Annotated in this window: 24 protein-coding genes; 2 read left to right on the top strand and 22 right to left on the bottom strand. The window is 55.1% G+C overall.

Annotation, left to right across the window (positions count from 1 at the left end):
- Positions 1-148: 148 nt before the first annotated feature.
- From GC56T3_RS04775 to GC56T3_RS04670, 22 genes are all read right to left on the bottom strand, one after another.
- Entirely contained in the window at positions 149-1,009 is an 861-nt protein-coding gene (locus GC56T3_RS04775) for a site-2 protease family protein (protein WP_013144618.1), read from the bottom strand.
- Positions 1,002-1,769, bottom strand: a complete 768-nt coding sequence (locus tag GC56T3_RS04770) for a M23 family metallopeptidase (protein ID WP_013144617.1) — start codon at positions 1,767-1,769, stop codon at positions 1,002-1,004. Before GC56T3_RS04770 ends, GC56T3_RS04775 begins: the two co-directional genes overlap by 8 nt.
- 262 nt (positions 1,770-2,031) lie before the next feature.
- Positions 2,032-2,835 carry a septum site-determining protein MinD gene (minD, locus tag GC56T3_RS04765; RefSeq protein ID WP_013144615.1) on the bottom strand — a complete coding sequence of 268 codons (804 nt, stop codon included), beginning with the start codon at positions 2,833-2,835 and terminating at the stop codon, positions 2,032-2,034.
- A 2-nt stretch (positions 2,836-2,837) separates the two neighbouring features.
- Positions 2,838-3,530 carry a septum site-determining protein MinC gene (gene minC, locus GC56T3_RS04760; RefSeq protein WP_013144614.1) on the bottom strand — a complete coding sequence of 231 codons (693 nt, stop codon included), beginning with the start codon at positions 3,528-3,530 and terminating at the stop codon, positions 2,838-2,840.
- Between the two features lie 40 nt (positions 3,531-3,570).
- Positions 3,571-4,089, bottom strand: a complete 519-nt coding sequence (gene mreD / locus GC56T3_RS04755; RefSeq protein WP_013144613.1) for a rod shape-determining protein MreD — start codon at positions 4,087-4,089, stop codon at positions 3,571-3,573.
- Positions 4,086-4,952, bottom strand: coding sequence for a rod shape-determining protein MreC (mreC, locus tag GC56T3_RS04750; protein WP_013144612.1), 867 nt, complete (start codon positions 4,950-4,952; stop codon positions 4,086-4,088). The genes mreD and mreC overlap by 4 nt, the downstream gene beginning before the upstream one ends.
- 19 nt (positions 4,953-4,971) lie before the next feature.
- Positions 4,972-5,994: a rod shape-determining protein gene (locus GC56T3_RS04745; RefSeq protein ID WP_011232093.1), complete on the bottom strand. Its 1,023-nt coding sequence runs from the start codon at positions 5,992-5,994 to the stop codon at positions 4,972-4,974.
- Between the two features lie 157 nt (positions 5,995-6,151).
- Positions 6,152-6,832 carry a DNA repair protein RadC gene (gene radC, locus GC56T3_RS04740; RefSeq protein ID WP_013144611.1) on the bottom strand — a complete coding sequence of 227 codons (681 nt, stop codon included), beginning with the start codon at positions 6,830-6,832 and terminating at the stop codon, positions 6,152-6,154.
- A gap of 136 nt (positions 6,833-6,968) precedes the next feature.
- Positions 6,969-7,544, bottom strand: coding sequence for a nucleoside triphosphate pyrophosphatase (locus tag GC56T3_RS04735; RefSeq protein WP_013144610.1), 576 nt, complete (start codon positions 7,542-7,544; stop codon positions 6,969-6,971).
- 436 nt (positions 7,545-7,980) lie between these two features.
- Complete coding sequence (locus GC56T3_RS04730) at positions 7,981-9,096, bottom strand: hypothetical protein (protein ID WP_013144609.1); 1,116 nt, start codon at positions 9,094-9,096, stop codon at positions 7,981-7,983.
- Positions 9,097-9,212: 116 nt separating this feature from the next.
- Entirely contained in the window at positions 9,213-9,674 is a 462-nt protein-coding gene (locus tag GC56T3_RS04725; RefSeq protein WP_011232097.1) for a type II secretion system protein, read from the bottom strand.
- Between the two features lie 21 nt (positions 9,675-9,695).
- Positions 9,696-10,415, bottom strand: coding sequence for a hypothetical protein (locus tag GC56T3_RS04720; protein WP_013144608.1), 720 nt, complete (start codon positions 10,413-10,415; stop codon positions 9,696-9,698).
- A complete protein-coding gene (locus GC56T3_RS04715; RefSeq protein ID WP_013144607.1) occupies positions 10,412-10,987 on the bottom strand; it encodes a fimbrial protein in 576 nt (191 codons plus the stop codon). The genes GC56T3_RS04720 and GC56T3_RS04715 overlap by 4 nt, the downstream gene beginning before the upstream one ends.
- Positions 10,977-11,915, bottom strand: a complete 939-nt coding sequence (gene pilM / locus GC56T3_RS04710) for a type IV pilus biogenesis protein PilM (protein WP_013144606.1) — start codon at positions 11,913-11,915, stop codon at positions 10,977-10,979. The genes GC56T3_RS04715 and pilM overlap by 11 nt, the downstream gene beginning before the upstream one ends.
- A gap of 21 nt (positions 11,916-11,936) precedes the next feature.
- Positions 11,937-12,683, bottom strand: coding sequence for an A24 family peptidase (locus GC56T3_RS04705; protein ID WP_013144605.1), 747 nt, complete (start codon positions 12,681-12,683; stop codon positions 11,937-11,939).
- Position 12,684: 1 nt separating this feature from the next.
- On the bottom strand, positions 12,685-13,212 hold the full coding sequence (locus tag GC56T3_RS04700; RefSeq protein ID WP_013144604.1) for a prepilin-type N-terminal cleavage/methylation domain-containing protein: 528 nt from the start codon (positions 13,210-13,212) through the stop codon (positions 12,685-12,687).
- Positions 13,213-13,297: 85 nt separating this feature from the next.
- Positions 13,298-14,509 (bottom strand): type II secretion system F family protein, encoded by a 1,212-nt coding sequence (locus GC56T3_RS04695; RefSeq protein ID WP_013144603.1) that lies wholly within the window; start codon positions 14,507-14,509, stop codon positions 13,298-13,300.
- Positions 14,496-15,551, bottom strand: a complete 1,056-nt coding sequence (locus GC56T3_RS04690) for a type IV pilus twitching motility protein PilT (protein ID WP_013144602.1) — start codon at positions 15,549-15,551, stop codon at positions 14,496-14,498. Before GC56T3_RS04690 ends, GC56T3_RS04695 begins: the two co-directional genes overlap by 14 nt.
- Positions 15,552-15,563: 12 nt before the next feature.
- Entirely contained in the window at positions 15,564-17,228 is a 1,665-nt protein-coding gene (locus tag GC56T3_RS04685; protein ID WP_013144601.1) for a GspE/PulE family protein, read from the bottom strand.
- Positions 17,225-18,595, bottom strand: a complete 1,371-nt coding sequence (locus GC56T3_RS04680) for a VanW family protein (protein WP_013144600.1) — start codon at positions 18,593-18,595, stop codon at positions 17,225-17,227. Before GC56T3_RS04680 ends, GC56T3_RS04685 begins: the two co-directional genes overlap by 4 nt.
- A gap of 16 nt (positions 18,596-18,611) precedes the next feature.
- Positions 18,612-19,391, bottom strand: coding sequence for a PRC-barrel domain-containing protein (locus GC56T3_RS04675; protein WP_013144599.1), 780 nt, complete (start codon positions 19,389-19,391; stop codon positions 18,612-18,614).
- On the bottom strand, positions 19,381-20,997 hold the full coding sequence (locus GC56T3_RS04670; protein WP_013144598.1) for a hypothetical protein: 1,617 nt from the start codon (positions 20,995-20,997) through the stop codon (positions 19,381-19,383). Before GC56T3_RS04670 ends, GC56T3_RS04675 begins: the two co-directional genes overlap by 11 nt.
- A 143-nt stretch (positions 20,998-21,140) precedes the next feature.
- On the opposite strand from GC56T3_RS04670, the gene GC56T3_RS04665 reads away from it, so the two are divergent.
- Together GC56T3_RS04665 and GC56T3_RS04660 are read left to right on the top strand one after the other, a co-directional pair.
- Positions 21,141-21,761: a prepilin-type N-terminal cleavage/methylation domain-containing protein gene (locus GC56T3_RS04665; protein WP_013144597.1), complete on the top strand. Its 621-nt coding sequence runs from the start codon at positions 21,141-21,143 to the stop codon at positions 21,759-21,761.
- Entirely contained in the window at positions 21,745-22,323 is a 579-nt protein-coding gene (locus tag GC56T3_RS04660) for a PilW family protein (RefSeq protein WP_013144596.1), read from the top strand. Before GC56T3_RS04665 ends, GC56T3_RS04660 begins: the two co-directional genes overlap by 17 nt.
- Positions 22,324-22,332: the final 9 nt, after the last annotated feature.

Here is a 22,332-nt window from a genome sequence, read left to right as displayed (position 1 = left end):
GTGAAGCGAGCGGTCGTTCGGCCTCCCGTCACGCCTTGGCGTGACGGGGGCAAGCCTGTGGCTTGCCTCCGACAGTCCAAAAATAGATAAGCAACTTTTCCATCAAGGATATGTGAAACTTTTTCGTTGCATCTATATATAGCCACGATCAATAGATGAGAGCGCCAAGCGGCGCATCGGCTTGCTTTTCGGCAAAAAACGCATGCAGCAGCTCGTTTTCATCGAGCGTCGCCCGTTCGCGCCCGTCGCGAACGACGATGATCGCATGCTTTTGTCCGCGGTAAAATCGCTGCAGCACGGCTGAGATGCGTTCGTCCGCCGGCGCCGTGATCGTCCGCAGCTTTGTATAGCCGCCTTTGTTTCCATAATACCGCTCAAGCAAAAAGCGCATAACGACATACGGATGCTGCTTTTGCTCCTGCCAAAGAGCATGCGCCAAAAAGGCGGCGATCGCCCATAAATCAAGCTGGCGCGGCGCCAACACAAACAAAAGAACGACGCCGACAGCAAGCACGGCGGCCGATATGGCGACCGTGTTCCGGTGCGCTTCGCTGAACGGGCGGCGGTAGGACAGCAGCAAAAACAATAGCTTGCCTCCATCCAGCGGCCAGATCGGCAGCAAGTTCAAAGCGAAAATGGCCGCATTGTAGCGAAAAAAGAGCTCCCAGCTCCCGCCATCCATCATGCCGGCCTTCCACAAAAAAAACGCCGCCGCTGTGAGCCACAGATGCTGGGCCGGCCCGGCGAGCGTCACGATCCACTCCTCGCGGAACGGCCGGTTGCCGTGCTCTTCGACTTCCGCCACTCCGCCGAACGGCAGCAGCAAAATCCGCTTCACCCGCCAAGAGAAAAACGCGGCTGCCGCCGCATGGCCGAGCTCATGAACGAGGACGATGAAAAACAGCAGGCAAAGCTGCTTGAAATGGGCGGTAAGCACCGCGATGCCGCCGATCAGCCATAACAGCGGGTGGACGTGCAGCTTCCCGAGCAGCGCCATATACTTATTCAAAGGAAATCACCTGAATCGGATCGATAAATTCATCTCCTTGTTTAATCGCAAAATAAAACAGCCCTTTCTGTTTATTTTCCTCGCTCGCCTCGGCCGTGCCAACTTCCTGCCCCATTTCTACAAAATCATACAATTTCACCGAAATGGCCCCCAAACGTCCATACCACGTCTCCGTGCCGTCCGCATGTTGGATGATGACCGTTTTGCCGAGACGGTCTTTCGTACCGGCAAAGGTGACAATCCCTTCTTTCATCGCCTCCACTTTGGCTCCATTCTCGGTTTCGATCGTCACGCCCTCCCCGTTTTTTTCAAAACTTTCGAGAATCCGTCCAGAAGCCGGCACTGCATAGGATGAAGCCGTTTTCACCTTTTCTTCCTTTTTCGGGGCAAAAAAAGCGAGCGGCTCACCGAACGTTTTTTCATACCAGGCTGAGACGGCCGCAAACTGAAACTCGGTTTCCATCGTCCGGGCAATAAACTGCCGCGCCGGCTCGAGGGAAGCGGACGGATGCCGGAACAACATGGCCGTCACGAGCACGAGACAGGCAGCGATGAGTGTTTTGAATAAAAACCATTCTTTGCGGAACAACGGATGGGGAGCGGATTCAAACGAATAGCGGTCATACGTGACGACCGGCAGCCCGTACCGCTCCTCATCAGCGGCGCTCCATCTAGATTCTTTTGGATCCTGCCCCTTATATTGACGTTCCCTTCTTCGTTTTTCAATGCGTTTTTTCATCTCACGGACGCGTCGATCCATACGTCCCCCCTCCACCTTTCCAACAACGTTTGTACTAATTTATGAGACAACCTCATGGAATATGAACGAGCGTTTTTCGCCGCGCCTCGCCGAACACGTCCGCGAACAAATCCCTCAAACAGTTTCACACCAACGTTTCGGCTGAGCGCCGCAACCGATCGATACCATCTGCTTCCGTTGTTACAGATCAGGAATTCCAAACGGCACAACAATATGAATAAAAAAAGAAGGCCCATTCAACGGCCTTCTTGCGCCAATTTCATTATTTCAAACTAAATATTTTCCGAATCTTTGAAAACAGCCCCTTCTCCTCTTCCTCAAGCGGCGGCAGCGGCACCGACTCGCCGAGGATGCGGCGGGCAATGTTGCGGAAGGCGATCGATGCTTTGCTGTTTGGGTCCAGCACAATCGGCTCGCCGCGGTTCGACGCTTTGATCACGTTTTCATCGTCGGCGATAATGCCGAGCAACTCGATCGATAAATGCGAGATGATTTCGTCGACATCCAACATATCGCCGTTTTTCACCATATGGCTGCGAATGCGGTTGATGATGAGGCGCGGCGGTTTGACGTGCTCCTCCGCTTCAAGCAAGCCGATGATGCGGTCGGCGTCGCGGACCGCCGACACTTCCGGCGTCGTGACGACGATCGCTTCGTCCGCGCCGGCGACAGCGTTGCGATAGCCTTGTTCGATTCCAGCCGGACAGTCGATGAGCACATAATCGTATTCCTGTTTCAGCTCCTCAATGAGCTGTTTCATTTGCGCGGGGTTGACCGCCGACTTATCGCTCGTTTGCGCGGCCGGCAACAAATACAAATAGTTATCGAACCGCTTGTCTTTCACAAGCGCTTTTTGCACTGTGCAACGCCCTTCAACGACATCAACCAAATCATAAATAATTCGGTTCTCAAGCCCAAGCACGACATCGAGGTTGCGCAGCCCGATGTCGGTGTCGACAAGGCACACCCGCTTCCCTAGAATGGCGAGGGCCGTCCCAAGGTTCGCGGTCGTCGTCGTTTTGCCGACGCCGCCTTTTCCGGAAGTGATGACGATCGCTTCTCCCACGGTCACATTCTCCTTTCTAAGCGCGTCAAATTCGGCCGCAAATGCATAAGCAGCTGAAGGCGGTCGACAACAATTTGGTTATGCTCATCAATATAGGCGCATTCCATTTCATTTCCTTCATCCGTTTTCGAATCGGGCGCTCGGCTCATGATGTCGCCGATGCGCAGCTGCATCGGTTTCATGACCGATGCAGCGATGATCGCCTGTTTATTGCCGGCATACCCGGCATGGGCGATGCCGCGCAAGGCGCCGAGAATGAAAATGTTGCCTCCGGCAATGACCGTTCCGCCAGGGTTCACGTCGCCGATCAGCAGCAAATCCCCTTCGACATGAAGCACTTGTCCCGAACGGACAATGCGCGAAACGGGCACAATTTCCGTTTTTCTCATCCATTCTATCGCTTCTGCTTTCGACATGACATTGCTTTCGATCGAATCGACGACCAAATTTTTTGAACGGCGGATGAGCGCACGCACCTCTTCCTCTTGGGCAGGCGTCAAATAGCGGTTCCCAATTTTCAGATGAACAGAGACAAGGGGGCTGTCTGGCGCGACGCCAGCTTGTTTGACAAGCCGCTCCTCGATTTCTTTCAATAAATCGTCATACGAGCAGCGGTCATCGAGATGCAGCGTCAGCCCATCTTTCGTCCCTTTAATCGTCACGTACTGCTGCTTTTGTTTCGCCACAACGTTCACCCCAACGAATAATTCTACAAAACGGGCCGTTTTTCCTCTTTTATTCTTCCTGCTCAAACCGGCGAATTTTGGCCAATCGCCGTTCGAGCGGGTACGAAAAGACGAGCAAAAACGCGACGTTCAGAAGCAGCGTCGGCCATAGACGGCGGTCCCAAAAAACAGAAAACGACCAATCGGTCCGCCCGATCAACAGCTGGATGCCGTAGATATAACTGTCAAGCAGCACAATGGAAAGCAGCGACAAGAGCGATGCAACGAACCAGTTTTGGTGGAACCATTTCATCGCTTTGCCCGCCAAGTAGGCTATAAGCGTATAGGCAAACGCATAAACACCGAGCAGCTCTGTGTAGACGCAGTCATACAGAAACCCGAAGATGAACCCGTACCCCATCGCCCGCGTCCCGCCGAAATGCATCGCTGTGAACACGAGAAAAACAAGAAAAAACCGGGGAACAAAAAAATAGTGGACATACAAGTCGCCTTTTGGCCATACATCAACAAAAAGGCTCTCACTCACAAAACATAACACCGCAAGGAAAGGGAGACGCCACTTGTTCACTTTGCCTCCTCCTTTTCCTGCAGTGCTGCATCGATGGTTCGTTTCACAATCATGACGTCGTCAATATCATACAAGTTGGCAAACGGCTTGACATAGACGACTTTCGTCAATCCGTATTGGTCCGGCTTGACTTCAGTCACCTCACCGATCGGCAGCCCTTTCGGAAACACGCCGCCAAGGCCGGAAGTCAACACTTTTTGCCTTTTTTCCACTTTGGCGTCAATCGGAATTTCTCCGAGCAGCAACTCGCGCCGCTTCTCATCGTAGCCTTCGATCAACCCAAACACGTTTTCCTTTCCTTGGATATAAGCGGAAATGCGGTTGTTTTGGTCAAGCGCGCTTAACAGCTGCACAGTGGACGTAAATTGGGAAGCGTGCTGCACCTTGCCGACAAGCCCCGCTGGGGTGATGACGGCCATATCTTTTTTCACGCCGTGTTGCTCGCCTTTGTTGATGATGATCGTTTCCCGCCAACGATCCGGGTTCCGCCCGATCACCGTCGCCTGAATCGAAACAAAATCACGCAAGCTCTCTTTTTTATCGAGCAACGCGCGCAGCCGTTCGTTTTCTTGCCGCAGCGCCTCGACCTCGGTCTCAAGCGCCGCATATTCCTCAAGTCTTGCCTTCAGCAGTTCGTTTTCCTTATATGTACGGCGAAGATCGCTCACATTTTCAAAGAAGCCCGCGATCTCCTGGGCGGGCTTCCCAAACAGAAGCTGAACAAAACCGACCGTATCTTTGACAAACTGCTCCGGCCACGTCAATTCTTCGCGGCTGCGCAGGGAAAAGCCGATCAACATGACAAGGATGACGATGCTGACGAGCAAAAAAATGAGACGCTTATTCCCAAAAAGCTGTGGCATGCGTCACACCTTCTTACCGTCAGCGATGGTCTCTCGCCTTGTTTTTAAACAAGTCGATGTGGTCGAGCGCTTTCCCGGTGCCAATGGCCACGCAATCAAGCGGATTTTCCGCGACGATGACCGGCATGTCCGTCTCTTTGCTGATGACCTTGTCCAAATTGCGCAACAAAGCGCCGCCGCCTGTCAGCACGATGCCGCGGTCCATAATGTCAGCCGCCAGCTCCGGCGGTGTTTTTTCGAGCGTGTTTTTCACCGACTCGACGATCGCATAGACCGTATCGTGCAGCGCCTCAGCCACTTCTTCGGCGCTGATTTCGATCGTTTTTGGCAGCCCAGTGAGCAAGTCGCGGCCGCGAATTTCCATGTTTCCGATTCCTTCCGGATTCCCGGCTGAGCCGATCTCGACTTTAATCGCCTCCGCCGTCCGTTCTCCGATCATCAAATTGTACGTTTTTCGGATGTATTGAATGATCGCCTCATCCATTTCATCGCCGGCGATGCGAATCGACTGGCTCGTCACGATGCCGCCGAGCGAAATCACGGCCACTTCAGTCGTACCGCCGCCGATGTCGACGACCATGCTCCCGGTCGGCTCCCACACCGGCAAATTGGCGCCGATCGCGGCCGCAAATGGTTCTTCAATCGTATAGGCATCGCGTGCTCCAGCCTGGCGAGTCGCATCGATGACCGCGCGCTCCTCCACGGCTGTGATGCCGTACGGTACGCATACCATCACATACGGCTTGCTGGCAAACAACCCTTTCGTTTTGACGGCCTTGCGAATGAAATATTTCATCATCGTCGCCGTCGTTTCATAATCGGCGATGACGCCGTCTTTCATCGGACGAAGCGCCACGATGTTGCCCGGCGTGCGCCCGATCATGTTTTTCGCTTCATTGCCGACGGCGACGATTTGCTTCGTGTCGCGCTGAATGGCGACAACCGACGGCTCGCGCAAAACGATCCCTTTTCCCTTCACATAAACGAGCGTATTCGCTGTTCCTAAATCAATCCCGAGATCTTTCGTCCCAATCCCAAACATATGATCGATCTTCCTTTCCGAAACGAAATGCATATGATTTTCTATTGACAACATGGATCGGATGTCAAGTCATTTATAAATTGTACAACACCGCCCGAACGGATTCGGAAAAACCCATAGTTGATATTATAACTGATTCGACAAAAAATGAGAACCGTCAGACATAGCCTTTTTCTTTCAAACTGATGAATTTTTGATCGCCGATGATGAGGTGATCCAAGAGCTCGATGCCGATGATGCGGCCGCATTCCGCGAGCCGTTTCGTCACATCGATGTCTTCGCGGCTTGGAGTCGGATCGCCAGAAGGGTGGTTATGCACACAAATGACTGAGGCGGCGGAACGTTTGATCGCCTCTTTAAACACTTCGCGCGGATGGACAATCGAGGCGTTTAAACTGCCGATGAACACCGTTTTGCGGTAGATGACTTGATTTTTCGTATTTAAATAAATGGCGACAAAATGTTCTTGCGATAAAAAGCGCATATCTTCCATGACGTATTTCGCTCCGTCTTCCGGGCAACGAATCACATAGCGGTCGGCGCAGCCGGACTGGTGGATGCGTCGGCCGAGCTCCAACGCCGCCAAAATTTGCACGGCTTTCGTCGGCCCGATCCCTTTGATGTTCGTCATTTCTTCGACCGTTGCGTCTTTGAGCGACCTCAGCCCCTCAAAATGGCGAAGGAGACGCTGGGCGAGCTGCACGACCGACTCCTCCTTCGTGCCCGTGCGCAACAAAATGGCGATCAGTTCATGGTCGGATAAACTTTCTGGCCCTGATGACAGCAGCCGTTCACGCGGCCGGCTGTCTTTCGGAACATCGCGGATCATCCACGCCATCATACTCCCCCTTTTTTGTTTTGCTTCATCGAAAGATGGAGAGGCTTGAACCGCCCCTCGGTACGACAGCAGAATCCGTTTGCGGGGGCGTTCTTTTGCCAAAAAGGCGCCAGACGGCGGCCGCCTGTGCTTTCATCTATGCCGGCGGCCACCCGAGCCGGCGCAATTCCCTCACCGTCCGCGACAGCGGCAGGCCGACGACCGTCAAATAGTCGCCTTCGATCCGTTTGACAAACAGGGCGGCGCGGCCTTGGATGCCATACGCCCCCGCCTTGTCCATCGGCTCCCCGGTCGCAATATAGGCGGCGATTTCCTCGTCATCGAGCTCCCAAAACGTGACGGCTGTTTTTTCCGCAAACGATGTGATGACACCATGAGGGAGTGCGATGGCGACGCCGGTCCATACATCATGCGTCTTTCCGGACAAGAGGCGCAACATGGCGAACGCTTCCTCTTCCGTGCGCGGCTTCCCTAACAAGCGGCCATCGCACACAACGATTGTATCAGCGCCAAGAACGTACGCATCAGGGACAGACGGCGCCACCGCCTCAACTTTCCGGCGGGCAAGCAGTTGGACAGCTTCATCAGGGGGCGTTCCGGGGGCGATCGTCTCATCGGCTTGACTTTCTTGAACGTCAAACGGCCAACCGGCCAGCTCGAGGATCTGCCTGCGGCGCGGGGAGCGGGAAGCAAGCACGAACCGTGGAGGCATCGTTCATTCTCCTTTCACTCGTTTCGGCTCGGAAGATTCATTTGTATCGTAGCAAATTTTGCGGTGAAAGGCAATTTTCTGTATAGATGCAATTTGAAGCATGAACATTTGCAGATTTTACTAGGCATTTGATCGACTGTCGGGCGACCGAACAACGCGGCTTTCAGACCCATGTATGGGTCTGTGAAGCGGGTGGTTGTTCGGTCTTCCAAGCCACAGGCTTGCCTTCGACAGTCGAAAAATGGACAAACGGCTTTTCCGTCAAGGATATGTGAAACGTTTTCGTTGCCATCTATATAAAGTTGAAATTTTGTTTTACATCCAGCCGATCACTCGCCACGTTATATCATAGTCGACTTGTATGGAGATAAATATAGAAACGAAAAATCGGAAATTCTTTATATATGCAATAGGCAAAAAAAAAAAAACGGGGCTTCTAGCTCCCTAGCGGCACCAATTCGATATAAACGGCGAGCGCCTCGAGCAGCTGTTGCTGGGCTTTGGCCAACAGCGCTTCGTCCCGTTGCTCTTTGTATGCGGCAAGGGCGACATACGCCTGCTTCAGCGCTTCAACATACCGACCGACTGTTTTGTCGCTTGAAGCGTTGCTTTTTTCTAACGCGTCATACGCCTTTTGGAGCGCCTGCCAGTCATCTTCTCCTGCTTTCCTGCCGCCAAGCAAAGCCGCGGAGACCGCTGCCATGTTTTCATACAAAACCTCCCCTTTTTGGATGGCCTCCGACCGGCGCGCCGCCGCTTCGGCGGCAAACGACAGCTCTTTGACATACGTGCTTGGCACCCTTTGGCGGTATTGGTCGTTGACCGTCCGCAACGTTTCCTTATCCGCGCCGACGGCGATATAGAGCGCTGCCGGTTTTTGCCCCGCGACGACGACCGGCACGCCTGCTGTTTTGATCGATTCGGACGCCTGCTTGGCCGCCGCCGCATTCGAATAGACGCCAGCTTGAATGACCGCAATGGAAAACGGCGCTCGTATGACGCTTTCTCTTCCTTCTTCGCCCGCCGCTGTTTCAGGCTTTGTCAATTCCGTCATCGCTTCAGATGCCGGCGACGAAGCCAATTTTTCCTTCGGAATGATGCGTAGCACCGTCATGCCAAACGCCATGCCGACCAACGCAGCGACCAACGCGGCGGCGAGCAGCGACTTGGCTTGAGCCGGCAGCCGCCATGTCCGACGTCTGCCGCTTTTCTTTTGTTGCATCGCCTCGGAAACGGAAATGACCCGTTCATCCGCCTCAAGGGCGGCCGCCTCTTCCCAACCCGTCGTTTCAACCTCTTCTCGAACTTGCCCATCCTCCGTAAACCACAGGCCTGTTGATGGCTTGCCTGCGGATGGCCCGCCTTCTTGAAACGCGCTCACTTGGCAGCTGTCATCCGCCTCGTTTTCTGCTCGCTGTCCTTTCCCTAGATGGCTGTCCACCGGATATCCACCCGACTCCTCGGACGGCCGTCCTTCCGACGAACGCTCCACGGTAAATGGGCGGGGCTTGCCGTTGATATTCACCATAATGCGCATGCGCTGCTTGTCCATTTGGCCACCGTCCTTCTTCATGCTTCGATTTCTTTCGCCTATCTTACCACAAACGGAAAAAAAAAGAACAAGACATTTGTCGTCTTGTCCCCGCTTCTGTTCTTCATTTTCCGACATCAACGGTTGCGAATCGCCTCGGTCCCCAGCGCTTCGACAGGAATCGGCTGCTCGCGCCCCTCATAGGTGCAAAGCTGCTTTGTCTCGCCTTTTAAGCAAACGGCATAATCGATCCCGCCGTCTTCCCGCTTCGTGGCAAGCACGTACGATGGATTCGTTTCCGGCGGCAATACATTTCCGGTAAACGGATCTTCGATTGGATCCAGCAAACCGTTGCCCACCAATTCTCCATACGACAATATGGCAGAAGAACGGGCTGGCAAAAATTCCACTTTCTCGGCGCCGACATACAGCCGCGCCGCTTCATATAGTCCATACGCATCGGAAACAAACGCCCGCTCGCGCGCCCGATCAATCACCGTCCACATGGCAAGACCGACGATCATCGCCACAATACCGATGATGACAAGCACAGCCAAAAGCTCAATGAGGGTCATCCCCCGCTTCATGCGAATGAGCATATCGGCCTTCCACCATCCCCGCTACCGGCCCGAAGGCGGCGCCACTTCCACGAGCGGATTGTCTTTGCCGCTTGGCGGAGGGACATCGCGGATGGGAATGAGCTGCTTCCATTTCTCAAGTTGCGGCGCGTAAAAGGCGCGGACATTGATGGAATAGGCGAGCGGTTGCACGTCGACAGCGGTGGACGTCAACTCCGACGGGCCGGTAAACGTCAATCCTTCCACCGCCAAAATGCGCTCGGAGTGCTCAAGCACCTCTAAAAACCGTTCAAGCTGATAATAGGAGGGAGATTCCACCGTCAATTGGGCGGTAATAGACTGGATGCCGCTTGGAGGAATCAACGCCTTGTCTCCGGACGCCTTGCTTTCCGCTCCATTCGCGTTCCCTTGCGAAGGAGATTCTCCGGTTCCTTGCCCTTCAGCGAAGCTGACGCTCAATAGCCGGCTGTCAGAAATATATTCCGCTTTTTGAAACGCCAGCAACAGTTGGTCGGCGAACGGGCGCACCGGCACTTTCCTCTGCAAAGCCGCCAGGCTCTCTGCCGTTTCTTCTCGATTCCCCGCCGCCTGCTTTTTCATTGCAGCCAACACGTTTTTCTCGCTTTGTACGACCGCCTCGAGCCGATCCATTTGTTCGTAGCGCGGCATGAGCACAAAAACATAGAAAGCGGCAAACAAAAGAGCGGCAAGAAGAAACACCCCGGTAAACACGAGCGGCCATTTTCCAAAACGGCCCATCATTCGTTGTCCCCCTCTTTTCCTGTCGGCTGAAGTTCCAGCTCATATTGCGCGATATACCGCGGCACGATCGTTTCCCCCTCTGCCCCGCCGCTTTCGCCGCTGGCCGAGATGCCGGTCAATTTGACGGCTTTGACCAAATGAACTTCCTCAAGCCGATCTAAATAATAGGCCGCTTCTTCCGCCGCATCAAACTGCACTGTCATCGTCACCGTCTTTTGACCGGCATACGAAAAGTTCATGATAAAGCCGCGCTCCGGCAGTTGTTTGGCCAACGCGCGCAACAGCGGCACCGTTTTGAGCGGATAACGGTTCGCCCATTCGACCGCTTTAGCAAGCTCTTGCTCAGCTTGCTGCTGCTCCGTCGTTTTTCCCTTCGCCTCCATCGCCGCCTGCTCGGCGCGCACTTGCCGAAGCTCCCCTTCAAGCGCCGCGAGCCGTTGATTCGCACGCTCCATCAGCCAGTAGCCTCCCCCAGCGCCAAGCAGCAGAAGCAAAACGGCGAAGGCCGCCAGCACGGCGCCCGCCGCACGGCGCGGCTCTTTGCGCGGCAGCAAGTTGATGTCAACGATCATGGTCAGCCATTCCTTCTTTCAACGCCAAACCCCAGGCGAGATGATAACGGTCCGGCAACGGATCAAGCGAGCGAGAAAGCCGCTCCGGCGGCACATCAAGCCGCTCCGACATAACGGCAAACACATCGTCAAGCCGCGGATGGTCGCCGGTGAGGAAGAGGCGCGTAATTTGCTGTTTTCCTTGCTGGATGGAAAACGAATAAAAGCTCATCATCCGCTCGATTTCTTTATACACGTCAATAAACGGGTCGACGATCGCCGCCGTCGGCTCCCCGGGCGCCTCAAGCGGCACATGGCGCATAAACTGCGGCAAATGGCGGTGGAAGACGCTCAAATTGACAGCCGATTCGTCAAACTGGACAAGCAAAATGTGGTCGTCCGCCGCGGCTTGTCCGGCAACAAAAAACGGGCGATAGGCGCAAAGCGGGGACACATCGGCCGCCACCGGGCGCAGGCCGGCGTCTTCCAAGAGCGCCGCATATTCGGCCACCGCCTCTTCCGGCGCGGCAAACAACAGCACGTTCAGCACCTCGCTTGTTCTCTCGGCCACGACGTAGTCAAACACCGGATCGGCGAACGGAAGCGGAATCGATTCACCAAGCTCCATAAACAAATAGCCGCGGATGTCCTCGTCCGGCAAATGAGCGGGAAGCGGCAAATGGCGGATCATCACAAACGGATCAGGAACGACAAAGCGGACACGCCGCCCGTCAAGTTTCCATTCGTCAACACATTCGTCCAAAATCATCGCCAACGTTTCCCGATCGGCGATTTTTCCATCGCGAATGATGCCGGGCGGCAAGGCTCGCTCGCCCCATCGCCTCGCCTCGGGCGGCTGCCCCGGCTTTGCTTCCACATAGCGGAGGACATGATCTTTGATGATGATGTTCGCCTGTTTCGCCTTTCGCCGCCATAACGCCATCTTCATTCCGCTTCCTTTCTGCCGTCTTTACATAATGAGTGAAATATACGCGCGCACGATCGCTTCTCCGAAGAAAAACGCGGTCAACGCCCCGAGTGCGATCGCCGGCGCAAACGGCATCGGCTTGCCGCGCCGCACGCGGCCCAACGCCATGCCGACAAGCCCGATCACCGTTCCGTACAACGTCGCCAAGAAAAACGCGAGCAACACCATTTTCCAACCGAGCACAAACCCAAGCACGGCAAACAGCTTCACATCGCCGCCCCCCATCCCGCCTTTGGACAAAACGGCGATCAGCCATAAAAGCGAAAATCCGACCGCCGCCCCAAGGAGCATATCGGCCCACGGCAAAAACGGAATCACAAGCCGCTCAACCAAAAACAAACCGGCAAACACCAAAAGCACCCGGTCGGGGATGAGCATGTAGCGAAGATCGGAGACGACAATGATGGCAAACAAGCTGATCAACGTCCACGCCACAACGAGCCGCCCGCTCCAGCCGACCCACATCGGCGCGGCCGTAAACAAGGCAGCGGTGGCCAATTCCATCGCCGGGTAAAGGGGGGAGATGCGCCCCCCGCACCCTTTGCACCGCCCGCGCTGCACGACATACGACACAACCGGAATGAGCTCCCCCGCCGATAGCGTCCGTCCGCACGCCGGACAATGCGACCGCGGCCTGATGATTGACTCCCCGACCGGCACCCGCAGCCCGACAACGTTGAAAAATGAGGCGAGGAGGAGGGAACAAAGAAACACGAAAATGTATTGCATGTCACTTAAACCATTGACGAACTTCAGAACGTTTCAAATTATCTTCCGCAACAGCTTTGCTATTTGCGTCTTGCACTCCCCGTGAAGCATTGATTAGCTTAACCATATACGATAGCTTGTTGTTATTATTTATAATGACTACATAAGAACTATTCGCTGGCTCACTATTAGGTTTTCCATCACTGTCAACTGTGGTATCGATTACTTCATCGTTTCCTTCTTTATAGCCACCTTCAGATTTATCAGGATCTTTAACTGTTTCCAAATATCCTTTATTCTCTAAATAGGCTAATGTAATGATTTTGGCCTTCCCATTCGCCGGTATCAAATCCTTATCCGCCGTCACGGCGATTTTCGCTGCGTTGATCATTTGCTGCGCATTCGAAACGTGCGCGTCTTTTTTCGAATTGTCAATCAACCCCCCGATCGCCGGAATGGCAATCGCCGCGATAATCCCTAAAATGACGATGACGGCGAGCAGTTCGATGAGCGTCAAGCCGCGCTCGTTTTTCAACACCCGTTTGAACATGGTTCACTCTCCCTTTCTTTCATTTTTAGCCTGTTTTCCCTATTATTCTACAACATAAGGAGAAAAATAGGAATATATTCTTATTTTATTGTTGAATATGGTTGAAAATATCATACATCGGCACGATGATCGAAGTGACGATCGTCCCGACGACGCCGGCGAGAAGCACGATCATGAGCGGTTCGATGAGCGATTTCAACCGGTCGGTGGCCGCATCGACTTCCGCTTCGTAAAAATCAGCAACTTTGCCGAGCATGGCGTCAAGCGCACCGGTCTGTTCGCCGATCGTGATCATTTGCGCAACAAGCGGCGGAAACGCCCAATGGCGGCGGATCGGCTCCGAGAGCGATTGCCCGCGCTCGAGGGAGGTCCGCGCTTCAGCCAGCACAGATGCGATCACTTCATTTTCAACGACGCGCCCGGCGATGGAAAGCGCCTCTAAAATCGGCACCGAGCTTGCAACAAGCGAGCTGAGCGTCCGTGTCAGGCGGGCGAGCGCCGCTTTTTGCACGAGCGTGCCGAACATCGGCATCCGCAGGGCGGCATAATCCAAATAGTACTTCGTTGTCTTTTGCCGCCGAAGAACCACAAACGATGCGTACACGCCGGCAAAAAGCAGGACGACGGCCCACCAATACCGCTGCATCACACTGCTTGCCTTGAGCACAAACTTCGTAATCGCCGGCAGTTCGGCGTGAAACTCGGCGAACATTTCGACGAACGTTGGCACAACGGCGACAAGCAAAAAAATAACGACCGCGGTGGCAATGATGGCAACAGCAATCGGATAGGCGAGCGCCGAGGCGATTTTTTGCCGCGTCCGATGCATTTTTTCAAAATGATCGGCCAAGCGGTCAAGCGTCTCGTCAAGCGTCCCGCTCGCTTCACCGGCGCGCACCATGTTGACAAACAGCGGCGGAAAGATGCGCGGATGATTCGCCGCTGCCGCTGAGAGCGGGTTCCCGCTGCGCAATGACTGTTCGATGTCAAGAAGCGTCTTAGCGAGCGGCTTGCTTTCCGTTTGCTCCGCCAAAATGCGGATCGAATCGACGATCGTCACCCCGGCGCGCACAAGCGTTGCGAACTGGCGCAAAAAGATGACAAAGTGCTGCAGTTTGACGGCGCGGCCAAACGAAATTTCTTTGTTCCATATGGACGGCGGCACTTCGGCAAGCGCCAGCGGGCGAATTCCTTTTTCCCGAAGCTTTGCCGCCGCCTCGCGCTGCGAAACGGCAGTGATCACTCCAGCTTTTTTCCGTCCGCTTCGGTCGCGCCCCTCGTACTTAAACTGCGCCATCGTCCCCACGCTCCCCCGCCAAATACACTTCAGCCGCCAGCGGATCGATGCGTCCATCGGCTGCAAGCTCCTTAACGCTCATTTCCATCGTCTGCATGCCGATGCTGCGGCTCGTTTGCATAATGTTGATGATTTGATGTTCTTTTTCGTTGCGGATTAAGTTGGCGACGGCCGCATTGTTCACTAAAATTTCCAGCGCTACCGTCCGCCCGGTTTTGTGTCTGTTTGGAAACAAGCGCTGAGCGATGATGGCAACGAGCACGGAAGCAAGCTGCAGCCGGATTTGCGCCTGCTGGGCCGGCGGAAAGACGTCAATCATCCGCTCAATCGCCGCCGGCGCGCTCGCCGTATGAAGCGTGCCAAGCACTAAATGGCCCGTTTCCGCGGCGGTGATTGCCGTTTGGATTGTTTCCAAATCGCGCATTTCCCCGACTAAAATGACGTCTGGATCTTGACGAAGCGCAGCGCGCAATCCGGCGGCAAAACTGCCAGTGTCGAATCCCACCTCGCGTTGGTCGATGATCGATTTCCCGTGTTTATGCAAATACTCGATTGGATCTTCCAGCGTGATGATATGTTTCGACATCGTTTTGTTCATATAGTCGATCATCGCCGCCAATGTCGTCGATTTGCCGCTGCCGGTCGGTCCGGTGACAAGCACGAGTCCGTGCGGCTTTTCGGCGATGCGCTTTAAGACATCCGGCAGGCCAAGCTCCTCCAGCGTCGGGATGCGCACCGGGATGAGGCGCACGGCGAGCGACACGCATGACCGCTGTTTAAACACGTTTAAGCGAAAGCGGGAAACGCCGGCAATGCCATACGAAAAATCAAGCTCTCCGGTTTCCTGAAACTGCTGCCAAAGCGGCGCCGGAATGACGGCTTTCGCCATTTGCTCTGTTTCCTCCGGGTGCAGGCGCTCATGGCCGTAAGCTCTCAACTCCCCGTTCACGCGAAAAATCGGCGGCGCACCGACGGTCAAATGCACGTCGGAAGCGCGGCATTCAAAGGCCGCGCGCAATAACGCCTCAAGCTTTTCCTTCATCCGTCTCACCCATCAATGCAAAATGGCCACTTTCAGCACTTCTTCAAGCGTGGTCAACCCTTGCTTCACTTTCAACAGCCCATCATCCAGCAAAAAAATCATTTTGTTTTGCAGGGCAAGCTCGCGCAATTTCGAAAACGGCTCGTTGTTTAAAATGACGCGCCGCATCTCATCGGTGACAACAAGCAACTCGTGAATCGCCAGCCGTCCGCGGTAACCGGTCATGTTGCACATCGGGCAGCCGCGGCCGCGGACAAGTTGATGAACCTCAATGCCGCGGCGGGCGAAAATGTCCCGCTCCCGCTTCGTCGGCTCATAAACCTCTTGGCAGTCGCGGCAGACGCGGCGCACAAGCCGCTGCGAGACAACGCCGGCGAGCGATGTGGCCACTAAAAACGGCTCAATCCCCATATCGATCAGGCGGGTGATCGTGCTTAATGCATCGTTCGTATGGAGCGTGCTCAACACTAAATGACCGGTGAGCGAAGCGCGGATCGCCACTTCCGCCGTCTCGCGGTCGCGAATCTCTCCAACCATGATGATGTTCGGGTCTTGACGCAAAATCGAGCGGAGCCCTTGGGCGAACGTCAAGCCGACATTCGGGTTGACTTGAATTTGGTTGACGCCCTCGATCTGATATTCGACTGGATCTTCAATCGTAATAATGTTCACGTGCTCGCTGTTTAAATGGTTGAGCGCCGCATAGAGCGTCGACGATTTCCCCGAACCGGTCGGTCCGGTGATCAAGACGATGCCGTTCGGCCGCTCGATCAAGCGGATGAATCGATCTAAATTAACCGGATTGAAGCCAAGTTTATGAATATCGTTTAAAGCTGCGCCCAAGTCGAGGACGCGCATGACGATTTTCTCACCGTATACGGTCGGCAGCGTTGAAACGCGCAAATCAACCGGATGAAAATCGATGTCCATTTTGATCCGTCCGTCTTGCGGCACGCGGTGTTCGGTGATGTCTATATTGGCCAAAATTTTAATTCTCGCCGTCAACATGCTTTGCATATGTTTCGGCAGCGCGCGTTCGGTGCGAAGCAGGCCGTCGATCCGATAGCGGATGAGCACTTTCGTCTCCTGTGGATCGATATGAATGTCGCTCGCCCGCTGTTCAACAGCAAGCTGCAAAATTTGGTTCACCAAACGAACGATGGGAGAATCGTCCTCAGCAGCCCGCTCGTCGTCGCGCACCTCAGGCGGCGGCGTTTGCAAAAAATCCTCAAATGCTTCGTCGATGTCGTAATATTTATTGATCGCCCGCAAAATATCGTCTTTTGAAGCGATCGCCGTTTCAATTTGAAACCCGGTCGACAGGCGCAAATCGTCGATGGCAAAAAAATCCATCGGATCGGCCATGGCAACGAGCAGCCGATCGCCTTCCACCTTGAGCGGCATGACCATATGGCGGCGGGCAAACTCTTTCGGCACGAGGTTTGTCGCTTTCGGATCGATCGGGTACCGGTACAAACTGACGTGCGGAATGCCGAGCTGAAACTCGAGCGCCTCAATCAGCTGCTGTTCCGTGATGTAGCCGCGCTGCAACAAGGCGTCGCCGAGCTTTTGCCCGGGCGCCTTCTCGCGCAGCGCCTCGGCCAGCTGGCTTTCGGTGATCAATCCCGCTTCGACAAGCAAATCACCAAGCCGTTTCCGTTCCTGCTTTTTGCTCATTTTTCCTCCCCTCCGCCCGCATCCGTCTTCTCTTCACTGCCAGCGGCGGGGGCCGATTCCCCGTTGCCCGCCTCATCGCCTTTCTTTGACGCGGTCCGGCTCTCTATATTCCCGCCGCTGTTTTCCGCAGTCGAATCCGGTTGGTTCGCCGCTCCGTTGTTTTCCGTCACCCCATTCGCCGGCTCCATCGTTCCGCCTTCTCCGTCGCCGCTTTGCCCAACATTGCCTTCCGGCACTTCAAGGCCGCGCACGTTAATCGTATACGTTGGCGGATAAAAATCTTCGCTCACCGTTTCTTTGCGCACGAGCCGAGCGCCGTCACGCACTTCGCGTTCCACCGTCACAACCAGCCCCGGCCGTCCGATCTGTTCCGTCCTCTTCTCGCCCGGCGCCAGGCGCGCGTCATAGCGGACGATGACACGCGGTTCGATAGACTCCGCCTCGCCTAGGCGAATGATATATTGATAGGCAAACGGCAACCCGATAATGGCAACACGCACCTTTCGTCCATCATGCCGGAGAAGAAGCGTGTAGTCGGTCGTGTTTGGGTTGAACCATTCCAAATCGCGGCCGCCGCTAATGGCCGCCTCAAAACCGGGCGTCACTCCATCCGGCAACATACGGCTCGTATAGCGCTCCACGACAGTGAAATTGGTCGCCAGCACCGCCCGGTACACCGCTGAAGCGATCGCATCGGCCGCTTCATCAGACAAATCGGCCTTCACCTTTTTCATATAATCGCCAAACGAAAACAGCTGTTTCGCTTTGATCACCGCGCGCCGCTCGCCAGACAGCCAGCGGACGGCCGAAGAGTCAAGCGCCGATGCGGCCGCTTCGCTGACGACCGGCTGCCGGCCGTTTGCAAACGATATGTAGCGAGCCAAGTCGATCGGAGATGATGGCTTTTGCAGCTGAGCCGCCTGTCCCTCTAAATCCGCCCCAAGCTTCTTGATGTCAAGCGCCGATAACGCCGCCGGCGGAACGATGGCTGCCGCCGCTTGGAGGCATTTTTCTAAATCAGCGATCACAAACAGCGGCGTGCGCCTCCCGTCGACAAACCGCTTCGTGCTCTCGGCAAGACGGAACGCAAACGCGTCCGCCGGCAGGTCAATGCGCTTTTCTTGGTACTGCAAAGAAATGGAAGCGGTCGCCCGCCACTCGTTCACCCGCTCGACAACCGCCTGTCGGGCTCTTTCCGGCGTCATGCCGGAGAGTGACACCGGACCGACCGCCGTGCCCGGGCCAAGGCGGCCGTCATCCGGGGCCAAAACATCATAGGCGAAGGTGCCCAGATGCGAAAAAGCGATAAAATAAACGGTGCAAACAGCCATGACAACAAACAATTTCCACGCGGCAGCCTTTTTCACCGCCGACCCTCCTCCATTACGCCTCCACATTCATCGAGACATCGACGATGACGCTTGGCCCCGCCTCTTGCGCCTTGCGCACATCCTCTTCGCCAAGCAGAGTGCCCGCTTTAAACAGCAGGCGGCCGTCTGCATCATAAATATCTTTTGTCAGCCGCTTTCCAGCTAACAGCGCAACTTGTTTTTCCCTCAGCGACTGCAGCGCTTCAACATTTTCCGCGTTTTCGGCCATCGCCTCCATTTGCGCGGAAACGTCCTCTTCCGCCATGCCGCCGGTTGGCTCGATGCTCTCTGCCTTCAACAACTGCGCCGGGTCATCAAGAAGCGACTCGTTCGCTCCGTCGTTGATGATCAAAATATCTTTGCCGTACGTCAACACTTCCGAGGCCGGCAGCACCGCTTCCCCTTTCTCGAGCTGAAGAGCGATGCCGACAATATCCCCTGACTCTTCATCAACGAAAAACTCGCGGGCTTCGCCGAGCAGCTGCCCTTTTCGCGTGATGGCTTTCGTATTTTTAATCCGGATTTGCTTATTGACGAGCTGATTGGCGATCGGAATTTCCGAGAGGTCAATTACATCGTGCCCTTGCTCCACCGTCACGGCAAACTCGCCGATGCCGACGACTTTTTTAAACGGAATGGCCTTTAAACTGAGTTGCACATCGTCTTGTTCCACGGTCAAAAAATCGATCGACCCTTTGTCCGGGTTGATCACCAAACTTTTCACCGTGCCGATTTGTGCACCGTCAGCAATGCTGATGATCGGCAGCCCAATGATTTGCGCGCTAGCTTTCATCTTGTTCACCCCAACTGTTTAGTGTTGCGGCAAACTGCCGCCAAAGCGCCAACTCTTCGGCCACAGCCGGATAGGCGCGAAAACGGTCAGCGAGCTCCTCAAGCCACGCTGCGAGCTTGCCGTACTGTTGTTCTACTACATAATGTTCCATTAACAAACGGGCCAATACGTAATAGTCGCGGTCAGAAAGCGGAGCGTCCAAACAGCGGCGGAGGCAGCGCTCGTAATCGGCGGCGCCCAAACGACGGCGGTTGAGGCGCAATTCAAGAACGACCGCCTGCACGACTTCCGCACCGATCATTCGCGCTGGCCGTTCGCTCTCTTCCTCCCGCCGGCTTTCCGTTTGCCCATCTTCTTCCGGCTCGCGGCGCTCGGTTGATTGTTCGCCTTCCGATCGGCCATGCTCCGTTCGTTGCCCTTCCTGCCTGTCAGGCTCTGCTTTCATCGCGTCCTCCTGACGGGGCGGTTCGGCAGCCTCGTCCGTTTCCGGCAGCGAACAGTCGACAATACCCGGCATTGCTTCTTCCAAAAGCGCCCCTTCACGCGGCATTGCCTGGCCGGAAGGCAGCCCGTTTTCTACAGCAGAAACGCCCGCCGAGCTAGAAGACATGAACGCGGAAAGTTGCCCATCCTCTTCTTCATGGCTGAGATCAAGCGCCTGCAACAGGCCGCGGCCGTCGGCGGCCGCTCCCGCCTGCAGCACCGCCGCTTCGATGTCTGGCGTCATCGAGACAGGCAGCTCATCGAGCCAATCGCGCAGACGGCGCGCCGGCTCAACATCCAGCCCGCCACCGTCACCCGTCATGGCAGTCGGCTCTACTGCATCCAAATCCAAGGCGGACAACTTCTCCAGCTCCACACGATCCGAATCCAACGGGAAAAACTCCTCTTGCTCGGCATCGTCTCGGTCCACGGAGCGCATTTTTTGCTCCGCATCGGCCGAATCCAACGAAAGCAGCTCCTCCGGCTCGGTTTGATCCGCTCCGGGATCGGAAGCGGCTTCCTCTATGCCATCCATCGATCGAAGCAAGAAAGCAGTCTGTTCTTCCCAGGGCTCCTCGCTGGATTTCGGCGCCCGCTCCGTCTCTCCCGAAGCTGCTTCCGACTCTGCAGGCGACGCTCCTGAAGCGGTGTTACCGGTTTCCTGCACGTGCGATCGCAACGCTTCCCGACTCGAGTCAGCGCCTTGAAATTCCCTAGAAGCGCCGTTTTGTCCAAAAGCTGCCGGCCAGGCCGAATCGACTAGATTTTCCGTTGCATTCTGGACCATCGTCCCATCCCTATCGCCCGCTGCCGTCCGGTCGCCACTCCCTTTCCATCCTCCCTTTCTCCGTTCCCCAGCTTCCTCCGTCTCCACCGACCGGTAAAGAAGCGGACCGAACCAACGATCAAGCAAATACGAGCCCGCCAACAGCAAAAGCCCGACGAGCAGGACGATTTGCCATAACGGAATCACCGATTCGGCCAACTGCGCCAGCCCCGCAGCCAAAAAGGCAGCCGCCACCACCGCCGCGCCCCCGGCCCTGCTGAAGCCAAGCGGCAGCAGCCAAACGGCCAACAGCGCCACTATGAATGCAACAACGTAAACAACCGCCTCTTTCCACATGCCCACCCGTTCCTTCCCGGCGTATCATTGGCAATAACGCGACAAATATGCCATTGCTCGTTCTCTTATCCTAAAATTCTACATAGTTCGACTCGAAAATATTGTATAATAAAGTTACATATTTTGAAAGAAGGTTATGACAAATGGCGGGAAGCAATTTTCCTCTTCCTAGTCGTCAAGCAGGATTTACGTTGATCGAAACGTTGCTGGCCATCACTCTTTTATCGGGCGTCGCGATCGGTTTGTTTTACTTTTTCACGAATGCGATGATGCATACGTCTTACAACCAAGGTCGGACGGTGGCCGTCAACGTCGCCCGCGGCGTCGCTGTCTATTTTGAAAAAAACGCAGATTTCTCCCGGCTAAAAGAGTATATGGAAGACCATCAAACACCGTTTCTTGAGCTAACAAAAGACGATTGCGGCAACGAATCGTTGGCGGCGCTGTTTTTTCCCGGTGAATCTGGCCAACTGCATACGGTATGTGAAGCGCAGTTCGCCCCGAAAATCAACAATGTCCGTTACGAAGCTTCCGTTTACCTTGTCCGATACGACAAGGAGGCATGGGATGCATTCACTTCATCGTCGGAATTCACTTCCTTGCCTGCGCCGCTGCAGGCGCGCATCCGCGCTGAAACGGAAAAAGCAGCCGAATCAAACGCCGGCGGCTACATGATCAAATTATACACCTCCGTCCGTTGGGGCGAGCGCACGAACGAAACGGCGTGGGTCGAAGGGGTGATCACCGATGAAACAATCCGCTAGAAGCGAAGCCGGCATGACGATGATCGAGCTGTTGGCCGCCGTTTCCATTTCTTTGCTCATCATCGGCGCTATCTACACGGTGTTTTTAACCGGCATTCGCGCCTACGAGCGCATCGGCATCGAAAACGACTTGCGCAGCGAAGCGGACTACGCCATGGCCCGAATAATGAACGAGCTGTACACGCTCTCTCCGGATGGAATGGAAAGTCAAGAAGAAAACACGCCGTTAACGGCCGTCACTTTTGTGAAAAACCAAGAATTCAAAGCCGATGCGGACACCGGGCTTGTCTCCCGTGAAAAGAAAAAGCCGGAAAGCATCGAGCGGATGACGATGTCCATCCAAGACGGCGCGCTCGCGATCAATGGCGAAACGATCACCTCTTCCCGCTTTTTGCTGGACGACTCTTCATCGTTTTCATTCCGTTGCGCACGAAAAGAAGGCAACCTGTGCCGCAGCGGCGTCATGACGATCCGTCTCATTGTCTCCGACCGTCGACACGCCGATCCGAGTGGTTGGCTGTATGTGCCGCCGTTTACATTAACAACAGAATTCGGCTTTTAAGTATTGCGT

The organism is Geobacillus sp. C56-T3 (assembly GCF_000092445.1).
Lineage (GTDB): Bacteria > Bacillota > Bacilli > Bacillales > Anoxybacillaceae > Geobacillus > Geobacillus thermoleovorans.
This window is presented reverse-complemented; position numbering and strand designations above follow the sequence as displayed.

Excerpts from the sequence above, each read along its gene's own strand:
- GC56T3_RS04720 (WP_013144608.1), bottom strand. The coding sequence starts at position 10,415 with ATGATGGGCCGTTTTGGAAAATGGCCGCTCGTGTTTACCGGGGTGTTT.
- GC56T3_RS04725 (WP_011232097.1), bottom strand. The coding sequence starts at position 9,674 with ATGCTCATTCGCATGAAGCGGGGGATGACCCTCATTGAGCTTTTGGCT.
- GC56T3_RS04660 (WP_013144596.1), top strand. The coding sequence starts at position 21,745 with ATGAAACAATCCGCTAGAAGCGAAGCCGGCATGACGATGATCGAGCTG.
- radC (WP_013144611.1), bottom strand. The coding sequence starts at position 6,832 with ATGGCGTGGATGATCCGCGATGTTCCGAAAGACAGCCGGCCGCGTGAA.
- GC56T3_RS04770 (WP_013144617.1), bottom strand. The coding sequence starts at position 1,769 with ATGGATCGACGCGTCCGTGAGATGAAAAAACGCATTGAAAAACGAAGA.
- GC56T3_RS04735 (WP_013144610.1), bottom strand. The coding sequence starts at position 7,544 with ATGCCTCCACGGTTCGTGCTTGCTTCCCGCTCCCCGCGCCGCAGGCAG.
- GC56T3_RS04695 (WP_013144603.1), bottom strand. The coding sequence starts at position 14,509 with ATGGCGCAGTTTAAGTACGAGGGGCGCGACCGAAGCGGACGGAAAAAA.
- GC56T3_RS04690 (WP_013144602.1), bottom strand. The coding sequence starts at position 15,551 with ATGAAGGAAAAGCTTGAGGCGTTATTGCGCGCGGCCTTTGAATGCCGC.
- GC56T3_RS04715 (WP_013144607.1), bottom strand. The coding sequence starts at position 10,987 with ATGATCGTTGACATCAACTTGCTGCCGCGCAAAGAGCCGCGCCGTGCG.
- GC56T3_RS04745 (WP_011232093.1), bottom strand. The coding sequence starts at position 5,994 with ATGTTTGGGATTGGGACGAAAGATCTCGGGATTGATTTAGGAACAGCG.
- pilM (WP_013144606.1), bottom strand. The coding sequence starts at position 11,915 with ATGAAGATGGCGTTATGGCGGCGAAAGGCGAAACAGGCGAACATCATC.
- GC56T3_RS04730 (WP_013144609.1), bottom strand. The coding sequence starts at position 9,096 with ATGGACAAGCAGCGCATGCGCATTATGGTGAATATCAACGGCAAGCCC.
- GC56T3_RS04685 (WP_013144601.1), bottom strand. The coding sequence starts at position 17,228 with ATGAGCAAAAAGCAGGAACGGAAACGGCTTGGTGATTTGCTTGTCGAA.
- GC56T3_RS04675 (WP_013144599.1), bottom strand. The coding sequence starts at position 19,391 with ATGAAAGCTAGCGCGCAAATCATTGGGCTGCCGATCATCAGCATTGCT.
- GC56T3_RS04700 (WP_013144604.1), bottom strand. The coding sequence starts at position 13,212 with ATGTTCAAACGGGTGTTGAAAAACGAGCGCGGCTTGACGCTCATCGAA.
- GC56T3_RS04670 (WP_013144598.1), bottom strand. The coding sequence starts at position 20,997 with ATGTGGAAAGAGGCGGTTGTTTACGTTGTTGCATTCATAGTGGCGCTG.
- GC56T3_RS04665 (WP_013144597.1), top strand. The coding sequence starts at position 21,141 with ATGGCGGGAAGCAATTTTCCTCTTCCTAGTCGTCAAGCAGGATTTACG.
- GC56T3_RS04705 (WP_013144605.1), bottom strand. The coding sequence starts at position 12,683 with ATGCAATACATTTTCGTGTTTCTTTGTTCCCTCCTCCTCGCCTCATTT.
- mreC (WP_013144612.1), bottom strand. The coding sequence starts at position 4,952 with ATGCCACAGCTTTTTGGGAATAAGCGTCTCATTTTTTTGCTCGTCAGC.